Origin of the sequence: Rhodococcus sp. ARC_M12 (genome assembly GCF_022810385.1) — a bacterium.
Lineage (GTDB): Bacteria > Actinomycetota > Actinomycetes > Mycobacteriales > Mycobacteriaceae > Rhodococcoides > Rhodococcoides navarretei.
This window is the reverse complement of sequence record NZ_JALGQI010000016.1, coordinates 37273-54854: the sequence shown is the minus strand read 5'-3', so window position 1 is coordinate 54854 and position 17582 is coordinate 37273. Positions and strand designations below refer to the sequence as shown.

The following is a 17582-nucleotide window of genomic DNA, read 5'->3' as shown; positions in this document are numbered from 1 at the left end:
TCAGTAGTGGGTGTCTCCCTTTGTGTGTGCGGGCCCGTCGGCGGTGTACGCCGCGCGCTGGAGTGGCAGTGTGCTCAGCTCGCCGAGCCGGCTGACCAATCGTTCGGTGTCGAGACCGATACATCCGACGCCGAATTCGTGCAGCGGGACGAGGGCGTGGAAGTCGACTCGCACATCGTGGTCGTACAGGACATCCACGAGATTCGCGAACCGCTGAGCGGCGAATTCGTCCACACTCTCGAGCGCAGGAACCTCGGTGACCGTCAAGTTCGTTGTGGTCTCCAGCATCCGGAGGTAGTCGCCCGTCGAACGAGCGGCGCAGCACAATTCCGTGAACGTGCGACCAACCGAGCCGGGCTCGAGAGTCCACGTTCCCGAGGCGAATCGCGACCCACTCGTGCCGACGGAACGGTAGTCGACAGGACCGTCGACGCAGATGATCTCGAGGTTCCTCTTCAGCTTGTCGATCGTCGGAACGAAGGTCGGATGGAACATCGGATTCGGCAGCAGATCGTCGGGGGCGTAGTTGGAGGTGACGACCAGAGCGACGCCGCGGGCGAAGAGGGTATCGAGCATGCGCGTGATGAGCCGGGCGTCGCCGATGTCGTGGACGTGGAACTCGTCGAAGCACAGCAGCTCGGCCTGCAGGCCGGTGTCGTCCGTCGCGAGAATGTCGTCGATGGCCGCGTCGATCGAGAAGCGGTGACGGAAGTACGCAGCGTGCAGGTCGCGGAAGAAGCTGTGGAAGTGGACGCGCTTCTTGGCGGTGGTCGCGACACCGGAGAAGTAGGCGTCGAGCAGCCACGTCTTGCCACGGCCGACCGGGCCCCACAGGTAGGCACCCTCGGTGCCAGGGGTCGACAGCGTGTCTGCTGCCGCGGCTTGCGCGTCGTCGAGGGTGAACTCGGTGTCGAATGCGTGGCGCGGTGCGATCGGCCTCATGGATCGAACCGTACGCCGGATTCCTCTACTTTTGTAGAGGAGGTGTGTAGGGTCACGACCATGGATCGCCGAACCGCCATCGCCGACGCGGCACTCGTGGTCATCGCGCACGACGGCCTGCGTGCGTTGACGCATCGGTCGCTCGACTCGGCGCTCGACTATCCAGCGGGTTCGACGTCCTACTACTTCCGCACCAAGTCCGACCTGTTGTCGGCGGTCGCCGCGCGCCTGGTCGAGCTCTCGCGTGCGACGTTCGTCGATATCGTCGGTACCGAGAGCGACGTCGCCACGGTCGTCGCGCGGTATCTCCACGATGCGCTCACCCATCGCCTGGTCGAGCTTCGAGCCCGCTACGCGCTGATGCTGGATCCCGCTGTTGCGCAGGATGTTCGAGACGTGCTGGCTCGATCGTTCTTCTCGATCGAACGGGCGCGGGAATTGTTCTCCGAGCCCGCGCACGGAGACGGCCTGGTCTCGCTGTGTGAGGGGCTGGTGGCCGACGTGGTGTTCGGACGCTCCTCTGCGAAGGATGTTGCAGCGCTTCGTTTTCCAGTCTCCGTATACCTCGCGGGTGCGGGGAGTTCACTGCGAGGGAACTCGGTGGACACCGACCGTCCGTAGCCTCGTCGAGCATGCGATTCGGTCGGTACGTGCCCCTGGTGTGTGTTCCCCTCGCGGTGTTGACGGGGTGTGGCACGGACTCGGCAGCGGACCCGGCCCCGCTCGGCTCGTTCGACCTGCAGGCCCATCGCGGCGGACTTGGCTTGGTCTCCGAGAGCACGATCGAATCGTTCACCAACGCATTGCAACTCGGGGTGAGCACCCTCGAGCTGGATACGCAGATCACCGAGGACGGCATCGCGATCGTCACCCACGACCGCAAGGTTTCCGACAAGAAGTGCATCGACACCGGTGCAATCACGCCGGCAGATCCGGAATTTCCCTACGTCGGGAAGTTCGTGAACACGCTGACACTCGCGCAGATCCACACTCTCGATTGCGGAGCCTTACCGCTCGCGGACCACCCGGAGCAGCGGCGCGTGGCCGGTGCCCGGATGCCGACGCTTACCGAGGTGCTGGATCTGGTGAAGTCGGCCGACGCACCGGGAGTGACGCTGAACGTCGAAACCAAGGTCGAGGCGGGCAGCCCTACCGAGACCGCTCCGCGTGAGCAGTTCGTCGAGACAGTGCTGGGGACCATCCGCGATGCCGGGATGCTGGACAGGGTCACCGTGCAGAGCTTCGATTGGGGCGCACTGAAGCTGGTGCGCGACACCGAACCGGACGTACCGGTGGTCGCGCTGACCAACGGTGACTTCCTGCAGATCGGGCAGGACGGGGCGTCACCCTGGCTGGGTGGGATCGATATCGATGATGTCGGTGGGGACGCGATCGCCGCGATCGATTCGTTCGGGGCGTCGGCGTACTCGCCCGTGCAGGGCACCCCACAGAGCGGCAAGGTCGGCGACCCCGACTTCGAGCTCTACGTCACGCAGGACGTGGTGGACGCCGCGCACGAACGCGGGATACGAGTCATCCCGTGGACCGTCGACGATCCCGACACCATGCATGCCCTGATGGATCTGGGCGTCGACGGCCTGATCACCGATTACCCCGACCGGTTGCGTGCCGTCATGAGCGAGCGCGGGCTTCCTCTACCCGAACCCGCCCGGTGACGGTCCGCGGTCAGAGCGGGTAGCCGACCCCGGTCAGCTTCTCGCTGGCGTCCCACAGCTTCGCCGCGAGCGCGGGATCCTGAGCCATGCGAGTCATGGACGCCGGGCCGGGCTTGCCGCGGGACTCGAACAGCGACGTGGGGCCACTGTAGGTCCCGCCGCCAGCGACGTCGACCGCATAGATCGTGGGAAGCGCTCCGGCACGGGCAGATTGAGAGATGAACTTCAATCCGATGGGTGCCAGCGCAGCCAGAATCTTGTTGCTGCCCAAGCCGTCCGGACTGGAGTAGAGCTCGGTCGACGAGATACCGGGGTGCGCAGCATTGCTGGTCACCGTCGAGCCGGCCTTGTCGATCCGACGCTGGAGTTCCAGCGCGAACAGGATGTTGGCCAGCTTGGAGTTCGCGTACCCACGCTGAGCGTTGTAGCCACGCTCGAGCTGGAGATTGTCGAAGTCGAGCTTGGGGCGCTGACGGTGCGCGACGGATGCGATGGTGGTGATCTTCGCGTGGTCGGCGAGCTTGGGGAACAGCAGCCCGGTCAGCGCGAAGTGACCGAGATGGTTGGTGCCGAGCTGAAGCTCGAATCCGTCCTCGGTTTCGGTCCGCGAGGCAGGCATCATGACGCCGGCGTTGTTGATCAATACGTCTATCGACTCGGGAGCCGACGCGGCGTAGTCACGCACCGATGCCAGATCGGCAAGGTTCAGCGCGGCCGTGTCGACCGTTCCGTTCGGGGCCTCCGACCGGATTTTCGCCGCGGCTGCCTCGGCTTTGTCCTGGTTGCGGCATGCGAGCGTCACGTGGTCGCCGCGCGTCGCGAACTCCAAGGCGGTGAAGTAGCCGATGCCGGTGTTCGCTCCGGTGATGACAACGCGTCTCTGCTTGGTTTCGGGCACGGAGTCAGGCTACCGGTCTGTTTTGGACTTTGCCCATGAGCAGCTCAGAAGCCGATGAACATTCGGATTTTCCGAAGCGGACCGGAAATCCTGCATCTCGGGCTTTCCGTGCGGCGGGTGCATGTGTCCGGACTGTCTCGCCGGGCCGAACGCCCCGAGTGTCAGGTCCAGTGACTCGGACGGGCCAAGGATTCGGGCAGCCGGGTTGCTCGGTCACCCCGTGCCGCATCGATCTGGAACTGCGTGGCATAGAGGCTGCCGCGCAGATCCGCACCTCGAAGGTCGGTGCCGCGGAGGTCTGCACCGATCAGATCCGTCAGGCGCAGGTCGGCTCCGCGCAGCGTCGCCCCGATGAGGTAGGTGCCGCGCAGGCTGGCACCGCGCAGGTTCGCACCGGCCAGTTGCGTACCCATCAAGTCGCGGCCGCGGTAGTTCTTCTTCTTGCCTTTCACTTCGGCACGAACCAGATCGCTTGCCTCGAGCAGCACTTCGTTGATCCGCGAGCGCAGACCGGAGACGTCGACCGACAGCAGCACGTCGGGCGGTGATTCGGTCAGTGCATGCAGTTCTGCGTTGTCGCTGGACAGTCGATCGTGCAATGAAGCCGTCGCATCCCGGTCACGGGCATCCGCCAGGTACCAGAGCAACTCGTGCAGATCACGCATGATCGGGAACACCGCGAACATCTTCGACGAGTTCGACGGCTGCTCCCGCCAGTCCCGTCCTGCGAACGTGGACTGCGACACCTGCTGGCCCGCACCGAAGCAGTCGTACACCGTGCACCCGGCAAAGCCCTTCTCGCGGAGCGTCGAGTGAATGCCGCATGCCGAGTCCTGCCGAAGATTGCGACATGGCTCCCCGGCGGCCTTGTCGACTGCAAAGTCCGAGGACCTCGCGAAGGGCAGAGCGACGCAACAGAGGCCGAAACAACTGCCGCAATCGGCCAGTAGGTTCTCGGGCGCGCGCATGCGCTCACTCTGTCCTTCGTGGAGTGGCAGCGTCAAACGAGATTGTTCGGCGCAGTCACTCCGGTCTGTCGATCAGTGCGATGAAATTCCCAGCCCATCGGGCTCCGCTCGCCTGCGACATACCGCGTTACAGTATTTCAGCGAGCGGGCAGGCGGGCGACAAGCACTCCGGGAGGCACGGTCGATGTCGGAACTCGAGTACGACGAGGTGGTGTTCTCGCTGCGCGATGCCGGGTGCGTGTTCGCCGAGGAGGAAGCCGACATCCTCGTCGAATCCGCGGCGACTCCGGCAGAGCTCAGAGAGAGGCTCGCACGCCGCGTTGCGGGTGAGCCGCTCGAGCACGTCGTCGGCTGGGTCGCGTTCTGTGGTCGACGCATCGCCGTCGAGCCGGGTGTGTTCGTGCCTCGCCGAAGAACCGAGTTTCTCGTCGAATGTGCTGCAGCGCTGCATCCTTCGGTGCTGCTCGATCTGTGCTGCGGTTCCGGAGCCATAGGCCTGTCGGTCGGTGGCGTCCTCGAGTTGCACGCCGTCGACGTCGACGCGGTGGCGGTGGAGTGTGCGTCGAGAAACCTCGCCGACGTCGGGGGCACGGTGTACCTCGGCGACCTGTACGACGCCGTGCCGCCGGGTTTGCTCGGCAGGTTCGATGCGATCGTCGTCAACGCGCCCTATGTCCCGACGAGCGACATCGGGCTGATGCCACGAGAGGCGCGCATCCACGAGCCGCACATCGCGCTCGACGGCGGTACGGACGGTGCCCGAATTCACCGCCGGGTTGCTGCGGGGGCGTCACGATGGCTGGCTCCCGGCGGTCATCTCCTCATCGAAACCAGTGCAGCCCTGGCATATTCGACGCTTCAGGCCGTGGTCGACGCCGGCCTCTCCGGCCGTATCCACGAATCCGAGGCGTTCGACGCCGTCGTGGTGGTCGGTTCACTGCCGAGGCGATGAGTGTTTCGATCGGGCGTGTGCGTGGCATCCACCCGCCATGACTACATTGCTGTTCGCTGTAACCGCTGCCGACCACTGGACATTGAACGACGGTACGAAGCATCCCACCGGGTACTGGGCCGAGGAGCTCGTCGAGTCCCATCGCACGTTCGTCGACGCAGGCTGGGACATCACGGTCGCGACGCCGGGCGGTAAGGCTCCCGTCGTCGACGAAGGCAGCCTGGCTGTCGATGCCAACGGCGGCGACGAGGAGAAGGTGGCCGACCAGAAGAGCTACCTCGCCTCGATCGAGTCGATCCTGTCCTCGCCCGCGAAGTTGGAGGACCAGAAGGCGTCGGACTTCGACGTGGTGTTCGTCCCCGGCGGTCACGGGCCGATGGAGGATCTCGCCGTGTCGGAGAGCTTCGGCGCGCTGGTGGTCGACTTCCTCGATGCGAACAAGGTTGTCTCCGCGGTGTGCCATGCGCCTGCCGCCCTGCTCCCCGCCGTCCGCAGCGACGGAACCTGGGCGTTCGACGGCTACGAGCTCACCGGATTCACCGACGAGGAGGAGACCCAGGCCGGTCTCGCCGACAAGGCCCCGTGGTTGCTCGAGACCCGCCTGCGCGAGAACGGCGCGAAGTTCGACTCCACCGATGCGTGGGGGCCGAACGTCGTCGTCGACCGAAATCTCTACACCGGGCAGAACCCGGCCTCGACGCGTCCGCTCGCGGAGAAGCTGGTCAGTTCGTTGAAGTAGTCGTCGCCAGCGGCCGGTGTTCTGCCCACGGAGAACACCGGCCATCGGTGGGAACATCACTACTGCTTTCGAAGTTGAGCCCCAATAGCTCAATCCTTTGGAGGAGAAGTGACCGAAACCGTTCGTGTCCCCGTGCTGTTCCTGACCGACCCGGTCGTCCTGCCCGGGATGGTGGTGCCCGTCGAACTCGACGAGGCTGCGCGCGCCGCCGTCGATGCAGCGAAGGCGAGCAACGACGGCACGCTGCTCGTCGCTCCGCGTCTCGAAGACCGCTACGCCGCCTACGGTGTCCTTGCCACGATCGTGCAGATGGGTCGCCTGGCGGACGGTCGCCCGGCCGCTGTCGTCAAGGCCACCCGACGCGCGCACATCGGCCACGGTGTCAGCGGTCCCGGTGCCGCCCTCTGGGTCGAGGTCGAGACCGTCGCCGACGTGTCCCCGAACGACGACCTCACAGCCCTTGCTACCGAATACAAGCAACTCGTCGTGGCCATGCTCCAGCGCCGGGACGCCTGGCAGGTGATCGACTCGGTCAACAAGCTCACCGACCCGGGCGCGATCGCCGACACGGCCGGCTACGCGTCGTACCTCACCGACGTGCAGAAGCGTGACCTACTCGAAACCCCGGACGTGGCAACGCGTCTGACGTCGCTCATCGAGTGGACCAAGGCCCATCTCGCCGAAGTCGAGGTCAACGACAAGATCTCGGGCGACGTCCGCGAGGGGATGGAGAAGACTCAGAAGGAGTTCCTGCTCCGACAGCAGTTGGCCGCCATCCGGAGGGAACTCGGCGAGGATGAGCCCGACGGTGCCGACGACTACCGCGGCCGCGTCGAGGCCGCAGACCTGCCCGAGAAGGTGCGCGAACAGGCGCTGCGTGAGGTCGGCAAACTGGAGCGGGCAAGCGATCAGAGTCCGGAATCGGGTTGGATCCGAACCTGGCTCGACACCGTGCTCGACCTACCGTGGAACAACACCACGACCGACAACAACGACATCGATTCTGCACGTGCAGTTCTCGACGCCGATCATCATGGCCTCGATGACGTGAAGGATCGCATCGTCGAGTACTTGGCCGTCCGTGCACGTCGCTCCGAACGTGGCTTGCAGTCGGTCGGTGGGCGTGGGTCGGGTGCCGTCATGGTGCTCGCAGGTCCGCCAGGAGTCGGCAAGACCTCCCTCGGCGAGTCGGTGGCCCGTGCGCTCGGCCGACAGTTCGTGCGCGTCGCTCTGGGCGGCGTTCGCGACGAGGCCGAGATCCGCGGTCACCGCCGCACCTACGTCGGCGCGTTGCCGGGCCGCATCGTCCGGGCCATCGGTGAGGCGGGATCGATGAATCCTGTTGTGCTGCTGGACGAGATCGACAAGGTCGGCTCGGACTATCGCGGTGACCCGAGTGCCGCTCTGCTCGAGGTGCTCGACCCTGCGCAGAACCACACGTTCCGTGATCACTACCTCGATCTGGATCTCGACCTGTCCGACGTGGTCTTCCTCGCGACCGCCAACGTGATCGACCAGATTCCCGGTCCGCTGCTCGACCGCATGGAATTGGTGACCATCGACGGCTACACCGAGGACGACAAGGTCGTCATCGCACGGAACTACTTGCTGCCGCGTCAGATGGACAGGGCTGCAATCACATCCGAGGAGGTGACGGTCACCGACGCGGCGCTGCGCACGATCGCGGCCGACTACACCCGGGAGCCCGGAGTGCGGCAACTGGAGCGATTGTTGGCCAAGGCACTTCGCAAGGTGGCTACCAGGTTGGTGGGCTCCACCGATGTCCTGGAGATCGACGAGCCGGATCTGGTGACGTACCTCGGTCGACCACGCTTCACTCCCGAAGCGCACGAGCGCACCGAGGTGCCGGGTGTCGCCACCGGTCTTGCGGTCACCGGCCTCGGCGGCGACGTGTTGTTCATCGAAGCAGCGGCGACCGACGGCGACGCCCGGCTCGAGCTCACCGGCCAACTCGGCGATGTGATGAAGGAGTCCGCACAGATCGCGCTGTCCTACGTGCGCTCGCACGCAGCGCAATTCGGCGTCACGCCGGAATCTCTCGATCGCAGCATCCACGTCCACGTTCCGGCGGGCGCGGTGCCGAAGGACGGTCCGTCGGCCGGTGTGACGATGGTGACGGCCCTGGTATCGATGGCCACAGGGCGGCCGGTGCGCTCGGATGTCGGCATGACCGGCGAGGTCACGTTGAACGGTCGGGTGCTGCCCATCGGTGGAGTGAAGCAGAAACTGTTGGCTGCGCAGCGCGCGGGACTGAAGACGGTGTTCATTCCGGCTCGCAACGAGCCGGATCTGGACGACGTGCCCGCGGAAGTGCTCGAGGCGTTGGACGTCCGTCCGATGACCGATGTCGTTGACATTCTGGCGCTCGCGCTGGAACCGGTGGCAGCCGCCGCGGCGGCGTGATCATGGGCAACAGGAGCCGCGCTTGACCTCGAGCTATGTCGAGGTTCTACCGTGATGACATGAGATCGACGACATGAGAGTGATGACATGAGGGTGCTGACATGAGCATGGAGATGACCGCCTGGAATCAGATGTATCGCACCATGAACAGGCCTGATACCCAGTCGTCGTTCTCGATGGCGACGGCCCGCAGGATCCTGACGTTCGCGGCTCCGCATCGCCGGGCGTTGGGGGGATTCCTGGCGCTCAGCGTGGCTCTGGCCGTTCTCGCGGTGGCCACGCCCGTGTTGGCCGGTCGGGTGGTCAACGCGATCGTCGACGGTCGAGAGCTGCGCGTGGTGGTGATGCTGGCCTTGGCCATCGCGGCCATCGCTCTGGTGGACGCCGTGGTCGGTCTGATCAATCGGTGGCTCTCGTCGAACATCGGCGAAAGCTTGATCCTGGACCTGCGGACCGCGGTGTTCGACCACGTGCAGCGCATGCCGATCGCGTTCTTCACGCGAACCCGCACCGGTGCGCTGGTGAGCCGACTCAACAACGACGTGATCGGAGCGCAGCGCGCATTCAGCACCACCCTGTCCGGTGTTGTCAGCAACCTGGTGACGTTGGTGCTGACGCTGGTGGTGATGATCGGGATCTCCTGGCAGATCACGCTTCTCGCGCTCGTCCTGTTGCCGGTGTTCGTGCTGCCCGCACGCCGGATGGGCCGACGCCTCGCACGTCTGCAACGTGAAGCGGCAGCACACAATTCGGCGATGAGCACGCAGATGACCGAGCGCTTCTCGGCACCGGGAGCAACACTGGTCAAACTGTTCGGTCATCCCGAGCAGGAATCGGTCGAGTTCGCGGTACGGGCGGCGCGGGTGCGCGATATCGGTGTGCGGAGTGCGATGGTGCAGACGGTGTTCGTGACGGCGCTGACACTCGTCTCGGCGTTGGCGCTCGCCGTGGTGTACGGCTTGGGCGGATTCTATGCCCTTCGAGGGACACTGGACCCGGGTTCGGTTGTGGCCCTGTCGCTTCTGCTGGCGCGGTTGTACTCTCCGTTGACTGCGCTGGCGAGTGCTCGCGTGGAGGTCATGAGCGCATTGGTGAGCTTCGAGCGGGTCTTCGAGGTTCTCGATCTCGTTCCGCTGATCGCCGACAAGCCCGACGCGGCAGTGCTACCGCCGGGGCCGGTGGCCGTCGAACTCGACGATGTCAGGTTCGCGTACCCGTCCGCGGACAAAGTCTCGCTCGCCTCGCTCGAAGAGGTCGCCACCTTGGATTCGCGCGGGGGAGAGGAGGTTCTGCACGGAGTGTCGTTCCGGGCCGAACCCGGCCAGATGGTCGCGCTCGTCGGTACCTCCGGTGCGGGCAAGTCCACGATCGCGCAGTTGATCGCGCGGTTGTACGACGTCGATGGCGGCGCGGTACGGCTCGGTGGCGTGGACGTACGAGATCTGACTGCCGAATCCGTCCGCGGCACAGTGGGAATGGTGACGCAGGACGGGCACCTGTTCCACGAGAGCATCCGGTCGAATCTGTTGCTACCGCGGCCCGACGCCACCGACGACGAACTGTGGGATGCACTCTCGCGGGCGAGGCTGGCAGATCTCGTGCGATCCCTGCCCGACGGCCTGGACACCGTCGTCGGCGAGCGTGGATATCGGCTCTCCGGCGGTGAGCGTCAGCGCCTGACGATCGCCCGGTTGCTGATCGCACAGCCACGGGTCGTCATCCTCGACGAGGCAACGGCCTCGTTGGATTCGACGTCCGAGGCCGCGGTGCAGGCCGCGTTGGCCGAGGCGTTGGAGGGAAAGACATCGGTGGTGATCGCGCATCGACTATCGACGATCAGGGCCGCGGACATGATCCTGGTGATCGAGGACGGGCGAGTCGTCGAACGCGGCACACACGATCAACTCCTCGCAGCGGGAGGTCGCTACGAGGAGTTGCACCGCACGCAGTTCGCGCAGACCGTGACTGTGGCTCCCGTGGAGTGACCCTACGAAGCCGGGTCGGGGACCACCGTGGACGGGTCGTCGTCGGTGGCGGCGGCGAGCATGGGGGTGAAACCGTCGATCGCGTAGTCCAGCGACAGTGGGCTCGAGTAGCCCAGGGCCGAGGGCAGGTCCGTACTGAAGGAGCCGATGTAGACGGTTCGATCCTGGCTCACCACGTCGAGGGCAGCGAGCAGCGGGTTCGCTTGCAGCTGTTCGCGACTCTGGCCGGCGATGACGAGGACGTCGGTGTCGAGTCGATCGAGGTTCTCGGGACTGATGGTCTCGGAGGCGTCGGGAATCTCGAAGCCGAGGTCGGTGAAGAACAGCGCGCGGATGTCGTCCTTGCCGAGCAGGAGGTAGCTGCCGTCGTCCATGACGAACGCGAGAGACAGTGACTTACCGGTGAACTGAGGATTCTCGGACTCGGTGGTGGCGAACTTCTGCTCCAACTCGGCCGTCTGGCCCTGTGCCTCCTGCGACTTGCCGAGGGCTTCGCCGACAACGGCGAACTCCTGCTGCCAGGTTGCCGCGGGCACGTCGTCGTAGCCGCCGATGTCGGCGATCGTGGGTGCCATTCCCGAGAGCGTGTCGTACTGGCCCTGGTCGATGAAGGAGTACGGCCCGAGGATCAGATCGGGTGACTGCGCTGCGATCTGCTCGAGGTTCAGATCGGTGCTGCCGACCTCGGGAATCTCGGTGCCGCCCAACGCTTCCTGCGCCCAGGGACGCTGGCGGTAGTCGTAGCTCAGGTTGCCGCGTGTCGCGACGGGCTTCACGCCCAGCGCGAGCGCGAAGTCCTGCTCGTTGAACCCGATCGTCACGACGCGGGTGGGCTCGGCGTCGACGACCGTCTCACCGAACTTGTGCTCGATGGTGACGGGGAAGCCGCCTGAATCGCTGTCTGAGCCAGCGGACGTGGCCGTGGTGTTGTCGGACGAACAGCCGACCGCCAGTGCCAGAACGGAGGCACCGGCGGCGACGAGCTGGACGGTCTTCTTCATGTGATCTCCTCGCACCGGAACTTAGCGAGGTTAGCCTAACCGACCCAATGTTGCGTTGATCATGTGCCAGGGTCGGAGGAGCCGATCAGCAGGTGGAGGTAGCCGGTACTCCGGCGAATCGCTGATCGATCCACTCGAGCGCCTGGGGTAGGCCGAGCACTGCAGCGGTCAGGTGATCGTTGCTGGGTACCTGCACCTCGGTCACCAGGACTCCGGCGCGGCAGTATCGGTCGATCGTGTTGTCGATGGCGCTGACCGGGATCAAGACATCGGACGGGCTGTGCCACTCGAAGTACGGTGCCTTCGGTACGCCGGGATACAGCTCGACGCTGTTCTCGTTGACGGCGGCGATCGCTTCCGGACTGTTGATCAGATCCAACGTGCCCGCGACCTCCATGGCACTCTTGCCTGCACCCGCGGCGATGATGTCGTTGGTGCACCCGTTCTGCATCTTTCTCTCGATCTCCTTACCCACCGGGTTGAGCTGAGAACTGATCGGGATGCGGGTGGGGTACTCGCGTTCGATACCGAGCGCGGCGGCGAACGCCAGACCGAACATGGGGTGCGGGGCGAAACCGAGATCGCGGGCCATGCGCTCGAGATTCATCGGAGCACCACCGTTTGCGCTGCCGACGATGTTCAGCTCCGGTGCGTAGTCGTTCTGCAGCGCAGCTGCCCATGCCGTGGCCATTCCGCCACCGGAGTAGCCGGCCAACGCAACCGGGCTCTGCTGAACCTGGATGGGATCGAAGCGCTGAGTGGCGCGAATGCTGTCCAACACGATCTGCCCGCCGAGCTTGGCGGCACCGTAGGCGCTTCTCGGTCCGAGATGATCGGCGATGGCGACAGTCCAGCCGCGCTGCAGCACGGCGTTCAGCGCCGGAGCCTCACGAATGGCCAAATTGGGGTCGTTGGTCCAAAGGGCCTGTGAAGGTGCACATTCGAGACCCAGTGCATTGATGATGTGTTGGTAGGAAAGCAACGGGCCATTGGGAGCTTTGTTGCGCGGGACCATGATGGTATTGATCGCCGCAATGGGATCACCCGTCGAATCGGTCGAGCGGAATTTCAGCTGCCATACGTCGACATCGAAGAATCCGGGCGGCGGGGGCATCGGTCGGCTGGAGATCACGTCGCCCGGTTGCAGGGCGTCCAGACCCGCAGGCGGTGCACCGAACCCGTCTGCGATGGGGGTCGGCATCAGTGGCTCTGCCGCCGCCTGACCTGCGCCGACGAGCGATGAACACAACACGGCCGCTGCCGTGAATGTGGCAGCACCTGCCAATTTGAGAACCCGCATGTAAGTAATCCCCTCCGTGCCTGAACCGAAGCGACGAACGCTGCGGCGATCTGGCAAGCCCCCGTAGAGCCGGCCCGCAAACCGATATAGCTGTCAAAGCGTGACCCGTTACGCTCCCCCCGGAAACGATAGGACGAACGGTACGCACTCGTCGATTCTAAGGCAACAGAAGAACGGTTCACTTGCCGGTTTCTTGGAAAGAAGCGAAATACTCTGTCCCGCGGACGTAGCGCTACTCGAGAGCGACGTCTTTCGGTTCCTTGTCCGGGCGTAGGCCGCGCCAACTCGGGTGCCGTAGATGGCCCGATTCCGTCGCCTCGTAGAACCGCACCTCGCCGACAAGGGCAGGCTCGACCCACACTGCCCCCTTCCGATCGGTCGCGGGCAGCATCGACGAGAAGGGACTGTCCGACGCCTCGAGTGGGGCCAGGAGTGCTGCGAGCGTATCGAGCGCACGGTCGTCGAACCCGGTTCCGACGCGTCCCACGTAACGCAGTCGGTCACCGTCGGGGATGCCCATGAGCAAGGAGCCGAACCCGCCGGAACGGCGACCCTGCCCCCGACGCCATCCGCCGATCACGATCTCCTGGGTCCGCCAGTTCTTGAACTTGATCCACGTGTGGGCGCGCTTGCCGGGTTGATAGACGGAGTCGGTTCGTTTTGCGACGACGCCTTCCCAGCCCCGTTCTCTGCTTTCGGCGATGGCGTCCGCAGCGGTGCCCGTCAGCCGCGGCGGAACCAGGACCGAGTCCAGTCCGGTGGTGAGTAGTTCGAGGAGTCGTCGTCGATCCGAGTACTTCTTGCGCAGCAGTGACGTGCCGTCGAGGTAGAGCAGATCGAAGGCGATGAATCGGATCTGGTCGCGAGTCGCGTTCTGCAATTTCTCGAAGCTGCTGATGCCGCTGTCGTCGAACACGACCACTTCGCCGTCGACGACCGCATCGTGGTCGGACAGGTCGTCCGCCAGCGATTGGAGCGCGCCGAATTTCTCGGTGTAGTCGTTGCCGCTGCGTGTACGCAGTGTCATCTCACCGTGCGTGAGTTCGGCGACGATGCGGAACCCGTCCCATTTGCCCTCGAACGACCACTCGTCGTCCGGCAGATCGAGGATGTCGCCTGCGGTGGCGAGCATCGGTGAGATGTTCTTCGGTGGGGGATTGTCGCTCGGTGCGTCCTTCATCAGATGCATGAGCCATTGATTGCCCTTGGTGCGGATCAGGGCGAATCGGCCGGTCGCCTTCGATCCGTGCAGGACGACGATGACCTCGTCGTCGCGCCACTTCTCGAGTTCGTAGGTTCCGCTGTCCCAGATGGAGACGTCGCCGCCGCCGTACTCGCCCTTCGGAATCCGACCCGAGAACGTCGCGTATTCGAGTGGGTGGTCCTCGGTGTGAACGGCCAGTCGGTTCTGTTTCGGATCGACCGGGATGTTCTTGGGGACGGCCCACGAGACCAGGACGCCGTCGTGTTCGAGTCGGAAGTCGTAGTGCAGGCGTCGGGCATGATGTTCTTGAATCACGAAAGTGTCGTTGTTGCCCTGCGGCTCGGTGGTGGTCGGTATCGGTTCGGGTGTCTTGTCGGCGCTGCGCATGCTGCGGTACTTGTCGAGTTTGTTTGTGGTGGTGTCGCTTTCGGGGACCGAGTCCATGGCGGGGTCGAGATCTGCGAGCAGGTCGCCCGATTCTGCGTAGCGCTCGAGGACCTCCTCGAACCGAAGCTGCTGTAGGCCGGATGCTTCGAGCTCGGCCCAGGTGCGCGGTGCCGCGACGGTGGGGCGTGATCGTCCGCGCAGTGAGTACGGTGCGACCGTCGTCTTCTTGCCGTTGTTCTGGCTCCAGTCCACGAATACCCGCCCGGTTCGTTTCGCTTTCGCCATCGTTGCCGTGACCCGATCCGGAGAACGCTCTTCGAGAAGGGTGGCAACGCGTTTGGCGACGGTGGATGCGCCGGAGGTCGACAGCGGCTTCTCCAGCGGCACGTACAGGTGAATTCCCTTGCTGCCGCTGGTGACCGGATACGCGGTCATACCGATATCGCTGATCAGGTCCTTGATTTCGCAGGCCACGTCGGCGCACCTGGCCAGATCGACATCGTCACCGGGGTCGAGGTCGAACACCATGCGGGTGGCGGGGCCGGGTTCGGTGCCGTCGAATCGCCACTGCGGCACATGCGCTTCGATGGCCGCTTGTTGACCGAGCCAGGCCAGATCGGCTGCCGTGGAGAACAGGGGGTAGGTGACGATGCGATCCGAGTGCTGCATCGAACGGCGATCGAGCCAGTCGGGTGCAGATGCGGCAAGGTTCTTCTCGAAGAACGACGATTGGTCGACGCCGTTCGGCCACCGCTTACGGGTCACTGCGCGGCCCACCAGGTGGGGAAGCATCGCTGGCGCGATGGTGGTGTAGTACTCGATGATCTGGCTCTTGGTGGTGCCGGTTTCGGGGAACAGCACTTTGTCGAGGTTGGTGACGGAGACCTTGCGACCTTCGATCTCGAGCGTGGCCATCGTCTCAGGTTAGTGGTCGCCGTCTGAACCTGCGAGCAAGTTGTGACAGGCTCGAATGCATGGCAACGATCAGTGTCTCGGTACAGATGCCCGAGAACCCTCAGGGCGCGTGGGACAAGGCTTCCGCGCTCGACCGGTTCGACGAGTGGATGACCATCCACGGTGGTTGGTGCACTCCGCCGCCGGAGAAGGTCGGCAAGGGCACGGAGGTCGAATCCTTGGTGAAGGTGAAGGGTTTCAAGAACACGATCAAGTGGGAGTTCACCGAGTACGACGAGCCGAAGCTGATCGAAATGTCGGGCCGCGGCAAGGGCGGGGTGCGAATCTCGCTGACCGTACATGTGCGTGAGGCCGAGGGCGGGTCGGAGCTGACGCTCGATGCGAAATTCGGTGGGGGTGTGCTCTTCGGTCCGGTGGGATCGGTGGTGGCGCGAGCGCTGGACACCGATGTGAAGCAGTCGGTGGCCAATCTGGCGGCATTGAGTTGACGGATCCTTGCTGAAGTAGCTGCACGACAAGCTCTTTCAGCCCCGCACCGGTGTTTCGGTGCGGGGCTGGAGTGGTGTGTGGATAGTGCGAGCACGTCTATGCGATGTGGGGTCCGGCTCGGGCGTGGGATTGTCGCGGTTGTCGATACGGGTCGACGGTGGCGGGTGGGACGAACCAGGGGTGGTTGTCGGTGCCGATGAACACTTCCCAGTCGGAGTGGTGCATGAGTCGGTGGTGGAATCCGCACAGTAGGACCAGGTTGTTCATGTCGGTGGGGCCGCCGTCGGCCCAGTGCCAGATGTGATGTCCTTCGGTCCAGGCGGCGGGTTTGCCGCAGCCGGGGAAGGCGCAGCCGTGATCGCGGGCGGTGAGGGCTTTGCGTTGTTTGGCGGTGACGGTGCGGGCGGTGCGGGCGAGGTTGAGCGGGTTACCGTTCTCGTCCATGACGATGGCGGTGAGAACACAATCACACGCCAACTGCCGGGAAGTGTTGCGGGAGAGCGGTCCCATCCACGGTAGCCAGCCGACCGAAGTGCCGTCGCCGAACAGATCTCGATAGGTGCCACGATCGGTCGCACAGCGGTCACCTTCACCGCCAGTGGCGGTGTCACTGCCGCTGCGACTGGTGCCGTCACTGTACGGGTCGGCGGTTCCAGTATCCGGCTCGTCAGCGGAGTTGGGGTGGATCGGGTTGCCGGTGTTGATGTCGACGGGATCGGCTCCGTCTGTATCGGATTCGTTTGCCGTGCGGGTGTTCTCGTTGTCTGCAATGTCGTCGGAGTCGGCGGTGTCGGCGCTGTCGCGGAGGTCGGTGAGGTCGCGCAGGTTGATGTGGAGGTTCAGGTGCGGGCGTTCTCCGCCTTCGATGGGCCGGCTGCTCGAGGCGAGGTATTGGTCGAGGATGTGTCCGAAGGCGTCGGCGCGCCGTTTGGCGGGGCTGCGGTCGTCTGGGGTGCCGTCGGCGGCGGGTTGCGGTTCGGTCAGCGGGGAGAGGGCGGTGAGGAGTTTCTCTCCGGTGACAGCGTCGACATCCATCTTCGCCACCAGACGTCCGTTCAAGGTTGTCGACGCGAACAGTTCGTTGCGGTCGGTGTTCTCGGGTGGTGGGGTCTTGCCGCCGAACTCGTCCTCGAGTTTGGTGATCGCTGCTCGGATCCGGCCGGTGCGTGCTTCGGGCCCGGTGGCGGCGGCGATCAACGCGGTGCGGGCCATGACGCGACCCTCTTCCGGGAGGTCCTTCGGTGGGGTTTCGGCGAAGGTGAGGATCAGCGCGGCGTGATCGACGGAGATGACACCGGTGTTGACGGCGTCGGCGATGTCGGGGAAGTTTTTCATGCCGCGGGCGAGGGCGACGATCTTGGTGGCCGTGGACGGCGAGAGCAGGGTGGTGGAGGTCAGCCAGCCTGCGGGTCCGGGGAAGCCGAGTTTCTCGCGGAAGACGCGGGTGTCGATCTCGGCGACGAGGGCGATCCGCCGGGCCTCCAACAACTGAATTTCATGGGAGACGGCGTCGGCGTCGGCGAGGAGTTCGCTCTCGCTCAGTTGCCAGATCTCCGTGGTCATGGAGGTAAGTGTATCGAACGTGCGTTCGACTGGCAACCATCGTTGAATCGAAAACTGTTGCCCTGCTTAAGTATTCGCTATCCAGAGCCTGTCGGTGGCGTGTGCTAGGTGCGGCTGCGCCGGTTTCGGGACGGTTCCG

General features: G+C 64.7%; 14 protein-coding genes. 7 read left to right on the top strand and 7 right to left on the bottom strand.

Going from position 1 to position 17582, the window contains the following annotated elements; genetic code table 11:
- Positions 1-942, bottom strand: coding sequence for a cell division protein ZapE (gene zapE, locus MTX35_RS19655; RefSeq protein WP_243596573.1), 942 nt, complete (start codon positions 940-942; stop codon positions 1-3).
- A 60-nt stretch (positions 943-1002) separates the two neighbouring features.
- On the opposite strand from zapE, the gene MTX35_RS19650 reads away from it, so the two are divergent.
- Positions 1003-1563, top strand: coding sequence for a TetR/AcrR family transcriptional regulator (locus MTX35_RS19650; protein ID WP_243596572.1), 561 nt, complete (start codon positions 1003-1005; stop codon positions 1561-1563).
- 11 nt (positions 1564-1574) lie between these two features.
- On the top strand, positions 1575-2618 hold the full coding sequence (locus tag MTX35_RS19645) for a glycerophosphodiester phosphodiesterase family protein (protein WP_243596571.1): 1044 nt from the start codon (positions 1575-1577) through the stop codon (positions 2616-2618).
- A 10-nt stretch (positions 2619-2628) separates the two neighbouring features.
- Here the strand turns inward: MTX35_RS19645 and MTX35_RS19640 are convergent, their stop codons facing one another.
- Positions 2629-3516: an oxidoreductase gene (locus MTX35_RS19640; RefSeq protein ID WP_243596570.1), complete on the bottom strand. Its 888-nt coding sequence runs from the start codon at positions 3514-3516 to the stop codon at positions 2629-2631.
- Between the two features lie 161 nt (positions 3517-3677).
- A complete protein-coding gene (locus tag MTX35_RS19635) occupies positions 3678-4484 on the bottom strand; it encodes a pentapeptide repeat-containing protein (protein ID WP_243596569.1) in 807 nt (268 codons plus the stop codon).
- Between the two features lie 184 nt (positions 4485-4668).
- Here MTX35_RS19635 and MTX35_RS19630 point away from each other — a divergent pair, with 184 nt between their 5' ends.
- The 4 genes from MTX35_RS19630 (at position 4669) to MTX35_RS19615 (ending at position 10584) form a co-directional block, all read left to right on the top strand.
- Positions 4669-5436, top strand: a complete 768-nt coding sequence (locus MTX35_RS19630; RefSeq protein WP_243596568.1) for a putative protein N(5)-glutamine methyltransferase — start codon at positions 4669-4671, stop codon at positions 5434-5436.
- A 37-nt stretch (positions 5437-5473) separates the two neighbouring features.
- Positions 5474-6175 (top strand): type 1 glutamine amidotransferase domain-containing protein, encoded by a 702-nt coding sequence (locus tag MTX35_RS19625; RefSeq protein ID WP_243596567.1) that lies wholly within the window; start codon positions 5474-5476, stop codon positions 6173-6175.
- A 108-nt stretch (positions 6176-6283) separates the two neighbouring features.
- Complete coding sequence (gene lon, locus MTX35_RS19620) at positions 6284-8599, top strand: endopeptidase La (protein WP_308198147.1); 2316 nt, start codon at positions 6284-6286, stop codon at positions 8597-8599.
- Positions 8600-8700: 101 nt separating this feature from the next.
- The gene (locus tag MTX35_RS19615) at positions 8701-10584 is read left to right on the top strand and encodes an ABC transporter ATP-binding protein (RefSeq protein ID WP_243596566.1); all 1884 of its coding nucleotides are present in this window, start codon (positions 8701-8703) and stop codon (positions 10582-10584) included.
- Between the two features lie 2 nt (positions 10585-10586).
- Here the strand turns inward: MTX35_RS19615 and MTX35_RS19610 are convergent, their stop codons facing one another.
- The 3 genes from MTX35_RS19610 to MTX35_RS19600 all read right to left on the bottom strand — a co-directional run bounded on the left by MTX35_RS19610 (position 10587) and on the right by MTX35_RS19600 (position 15391).
- Positions 10587-11585, bottom strand: coding sequence for an iron-siderophore ABC transporter substrate-binding protein (locus tag MTX35_RS19610; RefSeq protein ID WP_243596565.1), 999 nt, complete (start codon positions 11583-11585; stop codon positions 10587-10589).
- Positions 11586-11670: 85 nt separating this feature from the next.
- Complete coding sequence (locus MTX35_RS19605; protein ID WP_243596564.1) at positions 11671-12885, bottom strand: lipase family protein; 1215 nt, start codon at positions 12883-12885, stop codon at positions 11671-11673.
- A 232-nt stretch (positions 12886-13117) separates the two neighbouring features.
- Positions 13118-15391: an ATP-dependent DNA ligase gene (locus MTX35_RS19600; protein WP_243596563.1), complete on the bottom strand. Its 2274-nt coding sequence runs from the start codon at positions 15389-15391 to the stop codon at positions 13118-13120.
- Between the two features lie 59 nt (positions 15392-15450).
- On the opposite strand from MTX35_RS19600, the gene MTX35_RS19595 reads away from it, so the two are divergent.
- Positions 15451-15879 carry an SRPBCC family protein gene (locus MTX35_RS19595; protein ID WP_243596562.1) on the top strand — a complete coding sequence of 143 codons (429 nt, stop codon included), beginning with the start codon at positions 15451-15453 and terminating at the stop codon, positions 15877-15879.
- A 97-nt stretch (positions 15880-15976) separates the two neighbouring features.
- On the opposite strand, the gene MTX35_RS19590 is transcribed toward MTX35_RS19595, so the two are convergent.
- The gene (locus MTX35_RS19590; protein WP_243596561.1) at positions 15977-17443 is read right to left on the bottom strand and encodes an HNH endonuclease signature motif containing protein; all 1467 of its coding nucleotides are present in this window, start codon (positions 17441-17443) and stop codon (positions 15977-15979) included.
- Positions 17444-17582: the final 139 nt, after the last annotated feature.

Excerpts from the sequence above, each read along its gene's own strand:
- MTX35_RS19630 (WP_243596568.1), top strand. The coding sequence starts at position 4,669 with ATGTCGGAACTCGAGTACGACGAGGTGGTGTTCTCGCTGCGCGATGCC.
- MTX35_RS19595 (WP_243596562.1), top strand. The coding sequence starts at position 15,451 with ATGGCAACGATCAGTGTCTCGGTACAGATGCCCGAGAACCCTCAGGGC.
- MTX35_RS19615 (WP_243596566.1), top strand. The coding sequence starts at position 8,701 with ATGAGCATGGAGATGACCGCCTGGAATCAGATGTATCGCACCATGAAC.
- MTX35_RS19650 (WP_243596572.1), top strand. The coding sequence starts at position 1,003 with ATGGATCGCCGAACCGCCATCGCCGACGCGGCACTCGTGGTCATCGCG.
- MTX35_RS19635 (WP_243596569.1), bottom strand. The coding sequence starts at position 4,484 with ATGCGCGCGCCCGAGAACCTACTGGCCGATTGCGGCAGTTGTTTCGGC.
- MTX35_RS19645 (WP_243596571.1), top strand. The coding sequence starts at position 1,575 with ATGCGATTCGGTCGGTACGTGCCCCTGGTGTGTGTTCCCCTCGCGGTG.
- MTX35_RS19605 (WP_243596564.1), bottom strand. The coding sequence starts at position 12,885 with ATGCGGGTTCTCAAATTGGCAGGTGCTGCCACATTCACGGCAGCGGCC.
- zapE (WP_243596573.1), bottom strand. The coding sequence starts at position 942 with ATGAGGCCGATCGCACCGCGCCACGCATTCGACACCGAGTTCACCCTC.
- MTX35_RS19610 (WP_243596565.1), bottom strand. The coding sequence starts at position 11,585 with ATGAAGAAGACCGTCCAGCTCGTCGCCGCCGGTGCCTCCGTTCTGGCA.
- MTX35_RS19625 (WP_243596567.1), top strand. The coding sequence starts at position 5,474 with ATGACTACATTGCTGTTCGCTGTAACCGCTGCCGACCACTGGACATTG.
- MTX35_RS19590 (WP_243596561.1), bottom strand. The coding sequence starts at position 17,443 with ATGACCACGGAGATCTGGCAACTGAGCGAGAGCGAACTCCTCGCCGAC.
- MTX35_RS19600 (WP_243596563.1), bottom strand. The coding sequence starts at position 15,391 with ATGGCCACGCTCGAGATCGAAGGTCGCAAGGTCTCCGTCACCAACCTC.